At 73.1% G+C, this 17,138-nt stretch carries 15 protein-coding genes; 6 read left to right on the plus strand and 9 right to left on the minus strand.

Translation table 11 applies throughout. The features are described 5' to 3' along the window. The first annotated feature begins 132 nt into the window (after positions 1-132). Both CFP66_RS34865 and CFP66_RS34870 read left to right on the plus strand, forming a co-directional pair. The gene (locus CFP66_RS34865) at positions 133-1,002 is read left to right on the plus strand and encodes an aldehyde dehydrogenase family protein (RefSeq protein WP_094929595.1); all 870 of its coding nucleotides are present in this window, start codon (positions 133-135) and stop codon (positions 1,000-1,002) included. Between the two features lie 26 nt (positions 1,003-1,028). Continuing rightward, positions 1,029-2,243, plus strand: coding sequence for a primosomal protein (locus tag CFP66_RS34870; protein ID WP_094929596.1), 1,215 nt, complete (start codon positions 1,029-1,031; stop codon positions 2,241-2,243). A 108-nt stretch (positions 2,244-2,351) separates the two neighbouring features. Here the strand turns inward: CFP66_RS34870 and CFP66_RS48690 are convergent, their stop codons facing one another. After that, a complete protein-coding gene (locus CFP66_RS48690; protein WP_198961867.1) occupies positions 2,352-2,996 on the minus strand; it encodes a response regulator transcription factor in 645 nt (214 codons plus the stop codon). Then, complete coding sequence (locus CFP66_RS48695; protein WP_198961868.1) at positions 2,993-4,198, minus strand: sensor histidine kinase; 1,206 nt, start codon at positions 4,196-4,198, stop codon at positions 2,993-2,995. The genes CFP66_RS48690 and CFP66_RS48695 overlap by 4 nt, the downstream gene beginning before the upstream one ends. Before the next feature lie 131 nt (positions 4,199-4,329). On the opposite strand from CFP66_RS48695, the gene CFP66_RS34880 reads away from it, so the two are divergent. After that, positions 4,330-5,841: a glycosyltransferase family 39 protein gene (locus CFP66_RS34880; RefSeq protein ID WP_233159963.1), complete on the plus strand. Its 1,512-nt coding sequence runs from the start codon at positions 4,330-4,332 to the stop codon at positions 5,839-5,841. A 10-nt stretch (positions 5,842-5,851) separates the two neighbouring features. Here CFP66_RS34880 and CFP66_RS34885 read toward each other — a convergent pair whose 3' ends face one another. Further along, positions 5,852-6,943 (minus strand): adenosine deaminase, encoded by a 1,092-nt coding sequence (locus CFP66_RS34885; RefSeq protein ID WP_094929597.1) that lies wholly within the window; start codon positions 6,941-6,943, stop codon positions 5,852-5,854. A gap of 175 nt (positions 6,944-7,118) precedes the next feature. Between CFP66_RS34885 and CFP66_RS34890 the strand changes: the two genes are divergently transcribed. From CFP66_RS34890 to CFP66_RS34900, 3 genes are all read left to right on the plus strand, one after another. Further along, positions 7,119-8,168: a PA containing protein gene (locus CFP66_RS34890; RefSeq protein ID WP_094929598.1), complete on the plus strand. Its 1,050-nt coding sequence runs from the start codon at positions 7,119-7,121 to the stop codon at positions 8,166-8,168. 409 nt (positions 8,169-8,577) lie between these two features. Further along, complete coding sequence (locus tag CFP66_RS34895; RefSeq protein ID WP_094929599.1) at positions 8,578-9,018, plus strand: hypothetical protein; 441 nt, start codon at positions 8,578-8,580, stop codon at positions 9,016-9,018. Positions 9,019-9,082: 64 nt separating this feature from the next. After that, positions 9,083-9,874, plus strand: a complete 792-nt coding sequence (locus CFP66_RS34900) for a hypothetical protein (protein WP_143517462.1) — start codon at positions 9,083-9,085, stop codon at positions 9,872-9,874. Positions 9,875-10,081: 207 nt separating this feature from the next. Here the strand turns inward: CFP66_RS34900 and CFP66_RS34905 are convergent, their stop codons facing one another. From CFP66_RS34905 to CFP66_RS34930, 6 genes are all read right to left on the minus strand, one after another. Further along, on the minus strand, positions 10,082-11,356 hold the full coding sequence (locus CFP66_RS34905) for a thymidine phosphorylase (RefSeq protein WP_094929601.1): 1,275 nt from the start codon (positions 11,354-11,356) through the stop codon (positions 10,082-10,084). Between the two features lie 52 nt (positions 11,357-11,408). After that, a complete protein-coding gene (locus CFP66_RS34910; RefSeq protein ID WP_094929602.1) occupies positions 11,409-11,801 on the minus strand; it encodes a cytidine deaminase in 393 nt (130 codons plus the stop codon). Then, positions 11,794-13,056 carry an ABC transporter permease gene (locus CFP66_RS34915; RefSeq protein WP_094929603.1) on the minus strand — a complete coding sequence of 421 codons (1,263 nt, stop codon included), beginning with the start codon at positions 13,054-13,056 and terminating at the stop codon, positions 11,794-11,796. Before CFP66_RS34915 ends, CFP66_RS34910 begins: the two co-directional genes overlap by 8 nt. Beyond that, positions 13,053-14,141, minus strand: a complete 1,089-nt coding sequence (locus CFP66_RS34920) for an ABC transporter permease (RefSeq protein ID WP_094929604.1) — start codon at positions 14,139-14,141, stop codon at positions 13,053-13,055. The genes CFP66_RS34915 and CFP66_RS34920 overlap by 4 nt, the downstream gene beginning before the upstream one ends. After that, positions 14,138-15,691, minus strand: a complete 1,554-nt coding sequence (locus CFP66_RS34925) for an ABC transporter ATP-binding protein (RefSeq protein ID WP_094929605.1) — start codon at positions 15,689-15,691, stop codon at positions 14,138-14,140. The genes CFP66_RS34920 and CFP66_RS34925 overlap by 4 nt, the downstream gene beginning before the upstream one ends. A gap of 92 nt (positions 15,692-15,783) precedes the next feature. Continuing rightward, on the minus strand, positions 15,784-16,911 hold the full coding sequence (locus tag CFP66_RS34930; RefSeq protein WP_233159964.1) for a BMP family protein: 1,128 nt from the start codon (positions 16,909-16,911) through the stop codon (positions 15,784-15,786). Between the last annotated feature and the right edge of the window lie 227 nt (positions 16,912-17,138).

The raw sequence follows: 17,138 nt of genomic DNA on the forward strand, positions 1-17,138 counted from the left end.
GTCCGGACGTGTGTGCGGCGCCGCGGAGGTGTGTGCGACGGTCGCGGCCTGGCGGGCGACGGCCTCGCCCGCCGCACAGCTCCGGCGGCTCGCGGGCCCTCCGGTCGGTTCGCCCTGTCGTAGCCTGCCCCTGTGACCACCGACCGGCTCGCCGTCGCCAAGACCTACAAGCTCTACGTCGGCGGCGCGTTCCCGCGCTCGGAGTCGGGCCGCAGCTACCCCGTCACCGGCGCCGATGCCACGCTGCGCGCCCACGCCGCGCTGGCCTCGCGCAAGGATGTGCGTGACGCGGTGTCCGCGGCGCGGGCCGCGTTCTCCGGCTGGTCCGGCGCCACGGCCTACAACCGCGGCCAGGTGCTCTACCGCGTCGCCGAGATGTTGCAGGGACGCCGCGCGCAGTTCGTCGACGAGGTCGTGGCGGCGGAGGGCGTGCGCCCGCAGCGGGCCGCCGCGCTCGTGGACGCCGCGATCGACCGGTGGGTCTGGTACGCGGGCTGGACAGACAAGATCACCTCGGTGCTCGGGTCGGTCAACCCCGTTGCCGGGCCGATGGTGAACTGGTCCACGCCCGAGCCAACGGGCGTGGTCGGGGTGCTGGCGCCGCAGGAGTCGTCGCTGCTCGGGCTCGTCGACGTGCTCGCGCCGGTGCTCGCCACCGGGTGCACGGCCGTGGTCGTCGCCTCGCAGGAGCGCCCGCTTCCGGCGGTCGAGCTGGCCGAGGTGCTCGCCACGTCCGACCTGCCCGGCGGCGTGGCCAACGTGCTCACCGGGCGCACCGCGGAGCTCGCGCCGTGGCTCGCCGCGCACGGCGAGGTGCAGGCGCTGGACCTGGTGGGGGCGCCCACCGAGATCGCCGCCGACCTCGAGCGGGCCGCGGCCGACGGCGTCAAGCGGGTGCTGCCGCGCCCGGCCGCCGAGCCGGACCCGGCCCGCACACCGGACCTCACACGGCTGCGCGCCTGGACCGAGCTCAAGACGGTGTGGCACCCCGTGGGCCGCTGAGCTCACCCTCTCCTAGGCTTCCCCCCGTGGCCAGCGACATCGTCCCGATCCAGCTCTCGCTCACCGACGGCGACCTCGTCACGCTGTGGGCACCGCGGTGGCGGGAGGACGGCGAGGAGTGGGAGGCCTTCCTCGGCGACGACGACGCGTTGTTCGCCTTTCCGGAGGTCGCCCAACTCGCGGCGTTCGTCCGCACCGTCACCGAGCACGACCTCGTCGACCATCCGGCGTGGTCCGTGGTGCCCGACCTCACCGTGGCCGAGCTGACGCCCGAGGACACCCAGCGCTACGACATCGTGGGCGTCCCCGAGATCGTCGCGGAGGACCCGGACACCTGGACCGTCGGGGAACTCTCCGAGATCACCGAGATCGTCCGCTCCATCGCCGACGTCTGCGAGCTCGACACCGTCACCGACGTGCTCGACGCCGCCCCGGCGTTCGCCCTGCTGCGCCAGGGCACGCTCCCGTTCGCCGGCCGCGAGGGCATGCGGCTGTGGACGCAGCTCGTCGAGACGATCGCGCAGCGCTGGGACGACGTGATCGACGCGCTCGACGACCTCGTCTCCACACCCGACGTCGACGCGTCGGCGTTGGCGGCCGCGGAGAAGGAGGTCGAGGTCGTCGAGGAGGCCGACGAGCCGACCGTCACCGGGGCCGACGAGGACGGCGCCGACGACGCGGACGAGCCCGGCTTCTGGGAGGAGGTCGGCATCGACCCCGTCCGCATCACCACGCGCGACGGCGATCACTACACGCTGCGCTGCTACCTCGACGACAAGCCGGTGTTCCTCGGCTCCGACGGGCGGATCGACGTGTTCCGCTCGGAGCGGGCCCTCGCCCGTTGGCTCGGCGAGGACGGCGCCGAGGGCCATGACCTCGTGACGGCCTCGACGTGGTCGGAGATCGTCGAGCGCGCCGGTGTGGGCGAGCTGGAGGTCGAGGTCGACGACCTCAACGCCTACACCCTCACCGGCCTGGCCGACGACCTCGCCGAGGGCCCCTCCGCCGTCGACGGCTCGCAGCTGGAGCTCGCCGCGGAGCTGCTGCTCGACGTCGGCGACTGGGCAGGCGACGACGAGCCGCGCCGCGCGCTCGCCGAGTCCCAGGCACTGGGCTGGTTGGTCTCCTTCGTCACCCGGCCCGACCCGACCCGCCTGGCCCCGAGCCCGCCGTTCGGCGCCGAGGCCGCCCGGTTCCGCGAGCTGGTGGACGAGCTGGTGGCACGCTTCCGCAGTCACTGACCAGCGCGGCGCGCCCCCAGGAGATTCCACGCAAGCACCTTGGAGCCTTACTGCTGTCGTGGGCGCCAAAAATCAGCAGTAAGGCTCCAAGGTGCATTCGGGGCCGTTCTACAGGCCCGCCTCGCGGGCCAGCAGGCCCAGTTGCGTGCGGTTGCTGCAGCCCAACTTGTCCAGCGCGTTCGAGACGTAGCCCTTCACCGTGGCCTCGGTGAGGTGCAGCCTGCGCGCGACCTCGGCGTTGGAACAGCCCTCTCCCAGCAGCGCGACGACCTCGCGCTCCCGCTCCGTCAGCGGCGCGAGGCGCGCCACGGCCCGGCGTCGGGAGGCGTGCGCGTCGCTCGAGCGGTCGACCAGCCGACGAGCCGCCGATCGCGACAACACGGTGTGTCCCAGCGCCGCCACCCGCACGAGGGCGACGAGGTCCTCTGGCGGCGTGGACTTCAGCAGGTATCCCGCCGCTCCGGCGCGCAGCGCGCGTTGCACGTGCTCGTCACCGTCGAAGGTCGTGAGCGCGACGACGGGCGGCGGGTCGGGCAGGGCCACGATCCGGGTCGTGGCGGCGATCCCGTCGACGCCGGGCATGCGCAGGTCCATCAGCACGACGTCGGGCGCGTGCAGCACGACGGCCTCCACGGCCTCGGCGCCGTCGGCGGCCGTCGCGACGACCTCCATCCCGTCGGCCGCGCCGAGGATCGTGCGCAGGTGGGCGCCGACCATGGGCTCGTCGTCGACCACCAACACCCGCACCGTCACGACGCCACCACCGGGATCTCCGCACGGACCGCGAACCCGCCGTCGGGAAGCGCGCCCGCCCGCAGCGTGCCACCGATGATCTCGACGCGCTCCCGCAACCCGCGCAGGCCGCTCCCCGAGCCGCTGGCGACCAGCACGGGATCGGCGGTCGCCGCGGTGTTGGACACCGCCACCGTGACGAGGTCGGCGCCGTAGCGCACCTCCACGCGGACCCGGCCGCCGGGCGCGTGCTTGTGCACGTTCGTGAGCGCCTCCTGCACCACGCGGTGGGCGGTGCGCAGGACGGCGACCGGAACGGTGTCGGCGTCCCCGGTGCGGTGCAGCTGCACGGCGACACCCGCGGCGACCGAGGCGTCGACGAGCTCGCCCAGGTCGGTACGCGGTGCCTGCGGACCGACCGGGGGCGACTGCCCGGACCGTTGCCCGCCGAACACCCCGACCAGGTCGCGCAGCTCGTCCAGTGCCTGCATGCCCGCCTCGCGCAGGCCCGCCGCGGCCCGGCGGGCGGCGTCGTCGCGTGCGGTGACCTCGAGGGCGCCTGCCTGCAGCACCATGAGGCTCACCCGGTGGGTGACGACGTCGTGCATCTCGGACGCGAGCCGCCGCCGCTCCTCGGCACGGGCCTGCTCGGCGAGCAGGTGCTGCTCCCGGTCGGTGCGCTCCGCGCGTTCGCGCAGGTTCGCCATCAGGGTGCGCCGGGCCACCAGGTAGCGGCCCAGCAATGCGGGAAACGCGGTGACGAGCAGGCCGAGCGAGATCGTCAGCAGTGACGGGTCCCACGGGCGCGTGGCGAGCAGCGTGAGGATCCCGATGAGCACCCAGGTGGAGCGCCGGTTGTGGGCCTGGACGGCGGTGGTCACCACGAGGGGGGTCACGGACAGGGTGAGCGGGTCGCCGGTGAGCACGGGGGTGGCGACGAGCAGGCCCGGGCTGACGAGCTCGCTCAGCTGCAGGGCGGCGGCGCCGGCGATGGTCAGGCCCGTCACCAGGACCGGGGCGCGCAGGATCGCGAGCGCGGCCAGGTCGAGCACGAGCCGCAACGCGAGGCCGGCCCACGGACCGGCCGGACCGGTGGTGCGGGATCCGAGCGCGAACACGAGCACGTCGAGGGAGACGAAGAGGAGCACCCCGCCCACGAGGATGGCGATCCCCGCTTTCCGGTGAACTGTGGAGGCGGGTCCCGCCTCCGCCTGCGGGCGCACCCGGACACGGTATCCGGCCCCCGGCCTGCGGATCACCGTCTCCGGGTGGGGGCGGGCACCGACTTTCGTCGGATCCTCGACCGTCCCCCGGCGCTGGTGGGCGAGGGCGCCGCCCCGGTTCCATGACCACCATGACCACCATGACCACCATGACCACCATGACCACCATGGACAGCACCGGCGCGGCGACGCGGGCCCGGCACGCTCCGCCGATCGCCCCGTTCGCCCGCGGCCCTGTCCTCGCGGTCACCGCGGTCGTCGCGGTGGCGCACCTCGCCGCGAGCTTCGGCAGCGGATACTGGTTCGACGAGGTGTACATGCTGGCCATCGGCCGCAACCACCTCGACTGGGGTTCGGCCGACCAGCCCCCGCTCACACCCCTGCTCGCCGCGCTGGCCGACGCCGTCGCCCCAGGCTCGATCGTCGCTCTGCGCCTACCGGCCGTCCTCGCCACCGCCGCGGCGGTGCTCGTCGCGGCGCTGATCGCACGCGAGCTCGGCGGCGACCGGCGCGCGCAGACGATCACCGCTGCTGCGCAGGCCACCACCCTCTGGATCACGCTCGCGGGCCACTGGCTCACCCCGTACACGCTCGAGCCGGTGCAGTGGCTGCTGCTGATCTGGCTGGTGGTCCGCTGGGTCCGGCTTCGCGACGACCGGCTGCTGCTCGCCCTCGGCGCCGTGGCCGGGATCGCCGCCCAGACCAAGTTCCAGGTCCTGCTCCTGTGCGCGGTGCTGCTGCTCGCCGTGCTGGTCTGCGGGCCGCGCGAGCTGCTGCGCCGCCCGCTGCTGTGGGCCGGCGCCGGCATCGGGGTGCTGATCGCGCTGCCGACCCTGGTCTGGCAGGCCCTCAACGAGTGGCCGCAGTTGCAGATGGGCGCCGTGGTCACGGCGGAGGCCGACGCGCTCTACGGCGGGCGGACCGGCGTCGCCGTCCTGCTGGTCGCCTGCGCGGGCATCGCCGGCACCGCGCTGGCGGTCTACGGCGTGTGGCGCCTGCTGCGCGCCGACGAGATGCGTCCCTACCGCTTCCTCGCCGTCACGTTCCTCGCCCTCTACGTCTTCTTCGTCGTGAGCGTCGGACGTCCCTACTACCTGGGCGGGTTCTACGCGGCCCTCGCCGCCGCGGGCGCGGTGGGCCTGCAGCGGCGCCGGGAGTCCGGCGCGCGGCGGTGGCGGTGGGTCGTCTGGCCCGCCTTCGCCCTCAGCGCCGCGGCGGCCGGGGTCATGCTGTCGGCGTCGTGGGACGCCGTGGCGGAGTCCGACGACGCCGGCACGCGCATCGCGCAGAGCGCGGCGGCCGCGTACCGGTCCCTGCCGCCCGGTGAGCGCGAGACCACCGCGCTGATGGCGCAGTCCTACATCGTGGCCGCCTACCTCGACGGCTACTCCACGGAGTACGGGCTGCCCGAGGCCTACAGCGGCAACCGGGGCTACGGCTGGTTCCCCCCGCCACCCGAGGCGGCGACCTCTGCCATCTTCGTCGGCCGCACCCCCGACGACGTGCGGCCCTACTTCGACGAGGTGCGCAGGATCGACGAGGGCGGGCCGGACGCACGGGAGTCCAGCGTGTGGCTGTGCACCGGGCGGCAGGAGCCGTGGGCCGCGATCTGGCCCCGGCTGCGCAGCCTGACCGTCGGCTGACCCGGGCGGCTCACGGGGCGGTCAGCGCGGCGTACCCCGGCTTGATGACGTCGTTGATCAGCGCCAGGCGCTCGTCGAAGCCGAGGAAGGCCGACTTCATCGCGTTGACGGTGAACCACTGCAGGTCGGCCCAGCCGTACCCGAAGGTGTCGACGAGCGCGGTGAGCTCGCTGGTCATGGACACGTCGGACATCAGGCGGTTGTCGGTGTTCACCGTGACCCGGAAGCGCAGCGACGTCAGCAGGCCGATGGGGTGGTCGGCCAGCGACGTGGCGGCACCCGTGTGCACGTTGGACGTCGGGCACATCTCCAACGGGATCCGCTTGTCCCGCACGTAGGCGGCGAGCAGCCCCAGCCGGGGAGTGCCATCGGCGCCCAGCGTGATGTCGTCGACGATGCGCACCCCGTGGCCCAGCCGGTCGGCACCGCACCACTGCAGCGCCTCCCAGATCGAGGGCAACCCGAAGGCCTCACCGGCGTGGATCGTGAAGTGCGCGTTCTGCTGGCGGACGTACTCGAACGCGTCGAGGTGGCGGGTGGGCGGGAACCCGGCCTCGGCGCCTGCGATGTCGAAGCCCACCACGCCGAGGTCGCGGTAGCGCACGGCCAGCTCCGCGATCTCCCGCGACCGCGCGGCGTGCCGCATCGCGGTGAGCAGGCAGCCCACCCGGATCCGCCGGCCGCGCTCCGCCGCACGGGCCGCACCGACCCGGAAGCCCTCCAGCACCGCCTCGATCACGGCGTCGAGTGCCAGCCCGCCCTCCACGTGCAGCTCCGGCGCGAATCGCACCTCCGCGTAGACGACCCCGTCGTCCGCCAGGTCCTCCGCGCACTCCGCGGCGACCCGGACCAGCGCGTCGTGCGTCTGCATCACCCCGACCGTGTGCCCGAACGTCTCGAGGTACCGCACGAGCGAGCCCGAGTGCGCCGCGGCGAGGAACCACGCGCCGAGCTCGCGCGCGTCCGAGCTGGGCAGGTCCGCGTAGCCCGACGCCTCGGCGAGCTCGATCACGGTGGCGGGGCGCAGCCCGCCGTCGAGGTGGTCGTGCAACAGCACCTTGGGCGCGTCGCGGATGGTCTCGACGGTCAGCGGCGCAGGCACGAGGTCACGCTAGAACACGCACCGTCACGCGAAGCTTTCGGCCCGTGTGCACTGCTCCGATCGGGGTAAACGCCTCCGAACGGGGAGCCGCGGACGGGTGACACATTGCGGTCGCTACCCTCAATCCGCACGATGCACGGCCCGATGTCCGGCTCAGAGGAAGCTCCCCGCCGCCATGAGCAATGACTCCACCCTCTCGTTCGACCGCATGCGCGGCATGCTGGTGCGCGCTGCGGAGATCCGCGACAGCGAGCAGCAGCAGATCTTCGACTCGCTCGACGAGATCCACGCCCGCCTCGCGGCGCTGGACGCCCTCGGCACGGTGCGCAAGCGCCTCACCGAGCTCCCCGATCGCACCGAGGTCAGCGTCCTGGCCGAGCGGCTCGACGAGACGGTCGCCAAGCTCGACGCCCAGGACGCCGCCATCGCGTCCGTGCTGCGGGCCGTGGAGGCGATGCCGGACAAGATGGCGAAGCCGATCGCTCAGCTCGACGGCCGCCTCGACGGCATGGCCGGTCGCCTGGAGGGCGTCTCGGGCCGCATGGACGGGCTCGACGACCGTCTCGGCGGCCTGCACAAGCGCCTCGACGACCTCGACGGCCGCCTCGACCGGCACGAGATGCGCCTCGACGCGATGCCCTCCTCGGTCGGAGCGCCGATCAAGGAGCGCATCGACGGGATCGACCGCAGCGTCCGCGAGTACCTCGACAACGCCGTCCGCTCGGTCGACGAGTCCGGTGAGGGCCTGCGCAACCTGCTCGGCGACACCAGCATCGGCCTGCACCGCAGGCTCGAGGACCTCGCCGCCCGCCCGGCCGTCGACCCGACCGAGCCGCTCAACGGCCTCGAGCAGCGGCTCGAGGCCCTTGCCGGCCGGCTGGAGTCGCTCGAGGAGGGCATGGCCGGGCGTCTCGGCACCCTCGGCGGCACCCTCGACGAGCGGCTCGGCAAGCTCGACGCCGCCCTCGTCGACCGTCCTGACGCCACGGCGCTGCGCTCGCTCGTCGAGAACGCCAACTCGGAGTCGGAGCGGCGCAACGCCGGCCAGCTCGACGAGGCCATGGCCACGTTCGCGGAGCTGATCCTGGGCCGCGGGCCGTCGACGCACCAGATGCCGCCGCCCCCGCCGCGCCAGACCCCCCGCCGGTCGCGCAGCAAGGTCACGGTGAAGAGCCCGAACGGCGCGTCGTCCCACGACACCGTCACCGACGACCCGGACGACTGACACCGCACACAGCCTCCTCGAGACCCCCGGTACCCGCAGGTACCGGGGGTCTCGTCGTGTGAGCGCCACGTGGCCGCGCCCGGCCGACGGCATGCGTCGACCTCCACTGGACGTGCCGACCGCACGGGCGGTTGCGCCGAAGTGACGATCTCCGCTGTTTCCCGGTCCGGGTAACGGACACGTAACGCAGTCGACTGATCACGCAGAGCGACAGAATCTCGGCGCGTCGGTCTCTCTCCGTATAACTCAGCGTGCCGACTCGAGCACGGAGAGCGTCTATCGCGACAGCCGAGAGCGCTCTCGGAGATCCCGTTCGGGTAGCGCGAGGGCGCGTTCGCTAACTTGCTGTCGCCGGTTGATCACAGACAGCCACTCGACCGGGAATCGTTCACTCGCAGGAGGACTCCCCATGTACCGCAAGCCGAACACCCTCTCCGTCACCGTGCGTCGTGCCGTCGCCGTCGGGGCGCTCGTGCTGCCGCTGAGCCTCGGCGCGGCCGGCCTCGCGAACGCCGGCGAGCACGAGCGCAGCCACGACTGCGACGGCCACAGCGCCGCGCAGGACGGAGGCCTGGCCGACCTGGGGATCGAGTCGTCCCCGGCCCTCAACCTCGGCGGCATCCTGAGCGGCGGCCCCGTCGCCCAGCACAACAGCCGCAGCGACGCGTCGAACTCGGGGATCCTGCAGTCCGGGTGCGGCGACCACGAGGCGTCCCAGGCGGGCGACCTCGTCGAGGGCACCCTCGAGGCCGACCCGCAGCTCAACCTCGGCGGGATCCTCTCCGGTGGCCCGGTCCAGCAGGGCAGCTCCGACCACGACAGCTCGAACTCCGGGATCGTGCAGGACTGAAATCCCCCCGGGCGGCGGCCCCGGAGCCCGGGGCCGCCGCCCGTTCCCGACCAGGAGGATCGAGATGCGGCACGCACGACTTCTCGTCCGCGTGGGGGTCGCCGGACTCGCGGCGCTGCCCCTCACCGCCGCCGCGGGCACCACGGCGCACGCCCACGAGACCACCACGGCCGACGAGCGCGGTCCGGATCCGGACCAGCTCTCCGAGGCGCCGGCCATGGATGCCGGGCAGGACACCTTCCGCGCCGACGACCTCGTCGCCGGCACCCTCGCCCCCACCGACCCCCGTGACCGCACGGGGCTCGACGACACCGACGGCGACCACACCGAGGCCCGCGCCGACGGGGCCGCGCAAGCCCCGCTCGCGGGTTCGGGCGGCGTCGACAGCGACCTCCGTGGCGACACGGGCACCGGTGCCCGCCCCGACGGGACCAGGCGCGGGGACACCCTCGGCGGTGATGCGGCCGACGACGCGAGCGGTGGCCTCCCGGGAACGACCAGCCGCGATCACGTACCGGACGCAGGAAGGCCGCACGCGGGTGGGGGCGCGGGCGAACCCGCGGTCTCGACCCACGCCGCCCCGTCCTCGGCCGTCTCCCGCGCGCCCGAAGGGACCGTGCCCGGGCAGGCCCGTCGGACCGAGGCCGAGCGGCCCCGCGGTCCGCTGACCGCCCTCGTCGACGGGCTCGTCGGTCCGACCGGCCTCCTCGGCGGGGACGGCCTCCTCGCGGGGCTCGTCGGAGGCGTGGTCGACGGCCCGCTCGTGGCCGTGGACGCGGAGGTGAGCCCCCAGGTCCAGGTGGGCGGCGTCCTGTCCGGCGGCCCGGTGACCCAGAGCACGACAAGGACCGGCTGAGGCTGAACGCCGTGATCGGCGGACGGGCGCACGAGCGGCGAGATGCTGCCGCCTCCGCACCGGAACGACGATCACCCTCGCAGCCGGTGCGAGCGCGGGGCCGTGATCACCAAATGGGTGCACCCGCGGCGACATGTCGCCGCTACTGCGCCAGACCGATGATCATGGCGACAACCGGGCGCGAGGTCAGCACCGGTGCGCCGAGCGTCAGGAGCGGATCGTGTCCGTGATCAGCGCGGGGCGCGCCGCGGGCTCGTCGGACACCAGCACGCCGCCGTCCAGCGCCGCACGGGCGCCGGCGACCCTGTCGGGGGTGTCGGTGTGCAGTTCCAGCAGCGGCTGCCCGGCATCGACGGCGTCGCCGGCGTCCACCAGCAGCCGCACGCCGGCGGCGGCCTGGACGGTGTCCTCCTTGCGCGCGCGCCCGGCGCCGAGCCGCCACGCGGCCACGCCGACGGCGAGCGCATCGAGGCGGGTGAGCACGCCGGACCGGTCGGCCACCACCTGCTCCACGTGCGAGGCCACCGGCAGCGGCGCGTCCGGGTCGCCGGACTGGGCCGCGATCATGCGTTCCCAGACCGGGTACGCGGCACCGGAGGCGAGCACCTCGGCGGGATCGACACCGGTGATCCCGGCCAGCGCCACCATCTCGCGGGCCAGCGCCACCGTCAGCTCGACGACGTCGGGCGGCCCGCCCCCGCGCAGCACCTCGACCGACTCGGCCACTTCCAGCGCGTTGCCGACGGCCCGCCCGAGCGGCACCGACATGTCGGTGAGCAGCGCGGTGGTCGGGAGGCCGTGGGCGGCGCCGATCGCGACCATCGTCTCGGCGAGCTCCCGGGCGCGCTCCGGCGTCTTCATGAATGCGCCGGAGCCGGCCTTGACGTCCAGGACCAGCCCGCCCGTCGCCTCCGCGATCTTCTTGCTCATGATCGAGCTGGCAATGAGCGGGATCGACTCGACGGTGCCGGTGACGTCGCGCAGCGCGTACAGCTTGCGGTCGGCGGGGGCGAGGGTCGGGGTCGTCGCGCAGATCACCGCGCCGACGTCCGCGAGCTGGGCCGCGATCTCGGTCTCCGACAGCGATACGCGCCAGCCCGGGATCGACTCAAGCTTGTCCAGCGTGCCGCCGGTGTGCCCGAGTCCGCGCCCGGACAGCTGCGGCACCGCCGCGCCGCACGCGGCGACGAGCGGCGCCAACGGCAGCGTGATCTTGTCGCCGACGCCGCCGGTGGAGTGCTTGTCCACCAGCGGCCGGCCGACGTCGCCCAGTGCCAGCACCTCGCCGGAGTCGATCATCGCCTGGGTCCAGCGGGAGATCTCGGCGGCATCCATGCCGTTGAGCAGGATCGCCATGGCGAGCGCGGACATCTGCTCGTCGGCGACGTCCCCGCGCGTGTAGGCCGCGACCACCCAGTCGACCTGCTCGTCACTGAGCCGGTGCCCGTCCCGCTTGGCCTGGATGACGTCGATCGCGTTCACGGGCCGACCCTATTCCGAAGGGGTCGGCCCACCCCATGCGCACCGGGTCGGGTCAGGCCGGAAGGTCCTCGGGGCCGAACGCGTCGGGTAGTACCTCGCGCAGCGGCAGGATGCCGCGGGGAGTGTCCAGGAGGCAGTCGGGGCCGCCGAACTCGTAGAGGACCTGGCGGCAGCGTCCGCACGGCATCAGCAGCTCACCGGTGCCCGAACGGCAGGCCACGGCGGTGAACCGGCCGCCGCCGGTGAGGCGCAGCTGGCCGGCCATCGTGCACTCGGCGCAGAGGCCGAGCCCGTACGAGGCGTTCTCGACGTTGCATCCGATGACGACACGGCCGTCGTCGCACACGGCGGCCGCGCCCACCTGCAGCCGCGAGTACGGCGCGTACGCCGCCCCGGCGGCCGCGACGGCGGCGTCGCGCAGGGACGGCCAGTCCGGATCAGCCACCTTGCCCCCTCCGGTACTCGGAGCCGATGGAAGCGGGTGGCCGCAACCGTTGCGAGGCCACCGCGAGCACGAGCAGCGTGACCAGCTGCGGTGCGTACGCGGCGAACTCGCGCGGCACCTCGGGGATCACCATGTACACCCCGTAGACGACGGCGCCCGCGGCGAGCGCGATCACGGCCGAGCGCCAGCTGCGCCGCATCGCCCAGTACACGGCGACGACGACGGCGACGATCGTGGTGGCGTAGAGCAGCGCGTGCACGGCCTCCCCGCCGGCGCGCAGCTGCACACCGTCGACGTAGCCGAAGAGGGCCGAGCCGGCCAGCAGCCCGCCGGGCCGCCAGTTGCCGAAGATCATGGCCGCCAGGCCGATGTAGCCGCGGCCCCCGGTCTGGCCCTCGAGGTAGCCGAGCTGGCCCGGGTTGAGCGTGAGCGCGGCGCCGCCCAGCCCGGCGAGCGCACCGGAGATGATCACCGCGGTGTACTTGTAGAGGAACACCTGCACGCCCAGCGACTCGGCCGCCACCGGGTTCTCCCCGCAGGAGCGCAGCCGCAGCCCGAAGCGCGAACGCCACAGCACCAGATAGCTGACCGGTACGAGCAGGAACCCGAGGATCACCAGCGGGTTGAGGCCGGTGACCAGTCCCCCGAGCAGCCCGGCCGCGTCGGACAGCAGCACGCGCTGCTCGTCCTCCAGTGACGCGAGCCAGCCGGCCAGTGGCTCGATCGAGAACTCCTCGAAGCCCTCGATGCGCGGCGACTGCCGCGGGTTCTGCGACAGCGGCAGGAAGATCAGGGTGGACAGGTACTGGGTGACGCCCAAGCCGAGCAGCGTGATCGCGACGCCGGAGACGATGTGGTTGACGCCGAACGTCACCGTGGCCACCGCGTGCAGCACGCCGCCCAGCGCCCCGAACACCAGGCCACCGACCACGGCCGCCCACGGCCCACCGTAGAAACCGGCCCAGGCCGCGCCCCACGTGCCGAGGATCATCATGCCCTCGAGGCCGATGTTGATGATGCCCGAGCGCTCGGCCCAGAGCCCGCCGAGCGCCGCGAAGAGGATGGGCAGCAACAGCCGCACCGCGGCCTGGGTGGTGCCGCTGGAGGTGAGCTGGACCTGGCCGGTCAGCGTGGTGGTGATCGCCAGGATCCCGACCCCGATCGCGACGACGAGCGCGGCGCGCGCCCAGCCCGGCAGCCGTCGGCGGGTCCCGGCCTCGGGCGCGGACACCGGCGAAGAACCGAGGGCGGTCATGACGAGACCTCCGCCGGCGTGGCGGGGATCGTCCGCAGCTGCGCGGCCACGCGCCGCTGCTCCGCCGCGAGCTCGTAGCGGCGCACGATCTCGTAGGCCACGATCACGGACAGCACCACCGACCCCTGCATGATCAGCACGATCTCGCGCGGCACCCCGACGTTGTCCAGGGCCAGCGCGGACTTGTCCAGGAACGCCCAGAGCAATGCGCCGAGGGCGATGCCGACCGGGTGGTTGCGCCCGAGCAGGGCCACCGCGATCCCGGTGAACCCGTAGCCCTGGGGCGAGGTGAGCGTGTAGGCGAAATCGCGGCCGAGCAGCTCGGGCAACCCGACCAGCCCGGCCATCGCCCCGGAGAGCAGCAGCGCCACGAGAACCATCCGCCGCGCGTCGACCCCGCCCGCGGTCGCCGCGGTGGGGGACTCGCCCGACGCCTTCAGCTCGAAGCCGAACCGGGTGCGGTTGAGCATGAACCCGTACGCGAGCCCGAGCGCGGCCGCGACGAACACCATCCCGAAGATCGTGCCGGCGTCGCCGAACGACACTCCCGGGACGTGGCCGCTGGGCTCGATCGGGTCGGTGGAGATGTTGTTGCCCTGCAGGACGCCGAACGAGTCGGTGCTGATCAGGTAGGCGATCAGGCCGCCTGCCGCGGCGTTCAGCATGATCGTGGAGATGACCTCGCTGACCCCGCGGTAGGCCCTCAGCAGCGCGGGCACGGCCGCCCAGAGCGCTCCGGTCAGCGCGCCGACCACGATGATGACGAGTGCGTGCACGACCGGCGGGAGCACGAGAGCGCCGCCCACGATCGCGGCCACGCAGGCGGCCACGCGGAACTGGCCCTCGATGCCGATGTTGAACAGCTTCATCTGGAAGCCGATGGCCACCGCGAGGCCGGCGATGTAGTAGATCGCCGCGCTGTTGACGATGTCGACCGCCGTGGTGCCCGCACCGACCTGGGTGATCATCACCCGCAGCGCGGTCAGCGGCGAGTCGCCGGTGATCAGCAGGGCCACCGCGCACAGCAGCGCGGCGAAAACGATCGCCAGTGCGGGCGGCAGCAGTACCGTGCGAACGCGCGTCACCGATCCTCCTCCGCGCCGGCGCCGGTCATCGCGACCCCCAGTTCCTCGGGTGTGACGGTGGCCGGGTCGGCGTCGGCCACGAGCCGCCCGCGCAGCATCACCTGGATCGTGTCCGACAGCCCGATCAGCTCGTCCAGGTCGGCGCTGACGAGCAGCACGGCGAGCCCTCGCGCCCGGGCGCGGCGCAGCTCGTCCCAGATCCCGGCCTGCGCACCGACATCCACCCCGCGGGTGGGGTGGGCGGCGATCAGCAGCACCGGGTCGCCGGAGAGTTCGCGACCGACCACCAGCTTCTGCTGGTTGCCGCCCGACAGCGCGGCGGCGGGCACGTCGACGCCGGGTGTGCGGACGTCGAACTCGCGGACGATGCGCTCGGTGTCGTGGCGCGCCGCCCACCGGTCGAGCAGGCCGAGCGGGCCTCCCGAGGCGATCGGCTTGCGGCTCTGGTAGCCCAGGATCCTGTTCACCCACAGCGGCTGGGTGCCGAGCAGTCCGTGGCGCGTGCGGTCCTCCGGCACGTAGCCGATGCCCGCCTCGCGCCGCTGCAACGTGTGCGCCCGGGTGATGTCCCTGCCCGCCAGCACGACGGTGCCGCCGCTCGCCCGCCGCATGCCCATGATCGTCTCGACGAGCTCGGTCTGCCCGTTGCCCTCGACGCCTGCGATGCCGAGCACCTCGCCCGCCCGCACCACGAGGTCCACGCCGTCGAGCACCGGCCGCCCGCCGCCCTCGGCCTCCAGTGCCAGCCCGGTGACGCGCAGGACCTCGCGGTCGGTGACGGTGGAATCCCGCGTCTCGGGGCTGGGCAGCTCGCTGCCGACCATCATCTCGGCGAGCTGGCGGCTGGTCACCGACCTCGGGTCGACGCTGCCCACGCTGTCTCCGCGCCGGATCACGGTGACGGTGTCGGCGATGGCGCGCACCTCGTCGAGCTTGTGGGAGATGAAGACGAACGTGTAGCCCTCCGCCCGCATCGCGCGCAGGGTCGCGAACAGCTCGTCCACCTCCTGCGGCACCAGTACGGCGGTCGGCTCGTCGAGGATGACGGTGCGCGCCCCGCGGTAGAGCACCTTGAGGATCTCGACGCGCTGCCGGTCGGCCACACCGAGCCGCTCGACGAGCACGTCGGGCGGGGCCTGCAGCCCCACCGTGCTCGCCAGCTCGGCGATGCGGCGCCGGGCGGCGGCTCCCATGCCGTGCATCGCCTCCGCGCCGAGCAGGATGTTCTCGGCCACGGTGAAGTTGTCGGCCAGCATGAAGTGCTGGTGCACCATGCCGATGCCGGCACGGATCGCGTCGGCGGGCGAGCGGAAGCGCACCACCTCGCCGTTCACCGAGATCGTGCCCTCGTCGGGCTGCTGCATCCCGTAGAGGATCTTCATCAGGGTCGACTTGCCGGCCCCGTTCTCACCGCACAGCGCGTGCACCTCGCCGCGGCGCACCTGCAGCGACACGTCGCGGTTGGCCACCACGCCGGGAAAGCGCTTCGTGATCCCGGCCAGCGCGACGGCGTGCTCGCCGTCAGCCGGTGGGTTGTCGGCTACGACCATTCCTCCAGCCCTTCTGGGGCGTGCGGGGAGACGACAGGGGCCGGGATGCGTGGTCCCGGCCCCTGATGGTGCCTCATGCGAGAACGCGCCCGTTACGGCGTGCTCGACACCTGGATCTCACCGCTGATGATCGCGGCCTTGTAGGCCTCCAGGTCGCCGACGATGTCGTCGACCATGCCGCCGGACGTCGAGTAGCTCACGCCGTCCACGGACAGGTCGAACGCCTCGGGCAGTACGCCGGTGTCGCCTGCGGCCACCGCGTTGATGTAGTTGAACACCGCGACGTCGACGGACTTGACCATCGAAGTCATGATCACCTCGTTGACCGGCGGCGCGACGGTGTTGTACTGGTCGGAGTCCACGCCGATGGCGAACTTCGGCGCCTCCGGGGTGTTCGCCCCGTTGACGGCCTCGAACACGCCCTGCCCCGACGCGCCGGCCGCGTGGTAGACGATGTCCGCGCCCGAGTCGAGCTGGCCGCGGGCCACCTCGGTGCCGCGCGCGGCGTCGTTGAAGCCGGTGAAGTCGCCGGCCGGGCTGATGTAGTCGACGTCGACCTGGATGTCCGGCGCGACGGCGCGGGCGCCCGCCACGTAGCCCGCCTCGAACTTCTGGATCAGCGGCGTCTCGACGCCTCCGACGAAGCCGATGTGGCACGACTGGGTCTTCATCGCCGCCGCGGCACCGACCAGGAACGAGCCCTGCTCCTCGGCGAAGACGAGCGGCGTGACGTTCGGCAGGTCGACCGTGTCGTCGTCGACGATCGCGAACTGCACCGTCGGGTTCTCGGCGGCGACGGTCTGCGTGGCCGTGGCGTACTTGAAGCCCACCGCGATGATCGGGTTGAAGCCGTCCGCGACGAGCTGGCGCAGGCGGGTGGCCGCCGCGTCCTCGCTCTCGTTCTCGGCGGCGGCGAGCTCACGCGTGTTGGCCTGCTGCAGGCCGAGGTCGCTGATCGACTTCTCGAGGCCTGCGGCGGCCGAGTCGTTGAACGACAGGTCGCCACGGCCGCCGATGTCGTAGGCGAGGCCCACCTTCAGCGCGCTGGCGTCGGCGTTGGGCGCGACCGGAGCCGGGGTCGCCGCGACGCCACCCGCCGCAGGAGGCGCGTTGCGCGTGCACTCGGTGCTCGCGGCATCCCCGCCCTGTTGGGGGGAACCGGTGTCGCGAGCACAGCCCGCCACCACCAACGCGCTGGTCAGCACGGCCGCTGCCAGCACGAATCCTCGTTTGATCCGCACTGAAGACCTCTCCTGTTCCGGCCGGGCCGATCTCGCCCCGCCACGCCGGAGGGACCGTAGTCGAGGGAGGCTGTGGTTCACACGATGGACGCCGGGGCGTGACCGAATCGTCGACTCCAGAGCGTGACGACACATGCGCCACGACCGGGGTCGCCCGATCATGTGATCATTGTGGCCGTTCCCCGGCGGAGTGGCGCGGAACCGAT

It is taken from the genome of Pseudonocardia sp. MH-G8, assembly GCF_002262885.1.
Classification (GTDB): Bacteria; Actinomycetota; Actinomycetes; order Mycobacteriales; family Pseudonocardiaceae; genus Pseudonocardia.

Excerpts from the sequence above, each read along its gene's own strand:
- CFP66_RS34880 (WP_233159963.1), top strand. The coding sequence starts at position 4,330 with ATGACCACCATGACCACCATGACCACCATGACCACCATGGACAGCACC.
- CFP66_RS34890 (WP_094929598.1), top strand. The coding sequence starts at position 7,119 with ATGAGCAATGACTCCACCCTCTCGTTCGACCGCATGCGCGGCATGCTG.
- CFP66_RS34895 (WP_094929599.1), top strand. The coding sequence starts at position 8,578 with ATGTACCGCAAGCCGAACACCCTCTCCGTCACCGTGCGTCGTGCCGTC.
- CFP66_RS34900 (WP_143517462.1), top strand. The coding sequence starts at position 9,083 with ATGCGGCACGCACGACTTCTCGTCCGCGTGGGGGTCGCCGGACTCGCG.
- CFP66_RS34915 (WP_094929603.1), bottom strand. The coding sequence starts at position 13,056 with ATGACCGCCCTCGGTTCTTCGCCGGTGTCCGCGCCCGAGGCCGGGACC.
- CFP66_RS34925 (WP_094929605.1), bottom strand. The coding sequence starts at position 15,691 with ATGGTCGTAGCCGACAACCCACCGGCTGACGGCGAGCACGCCGTCGCG.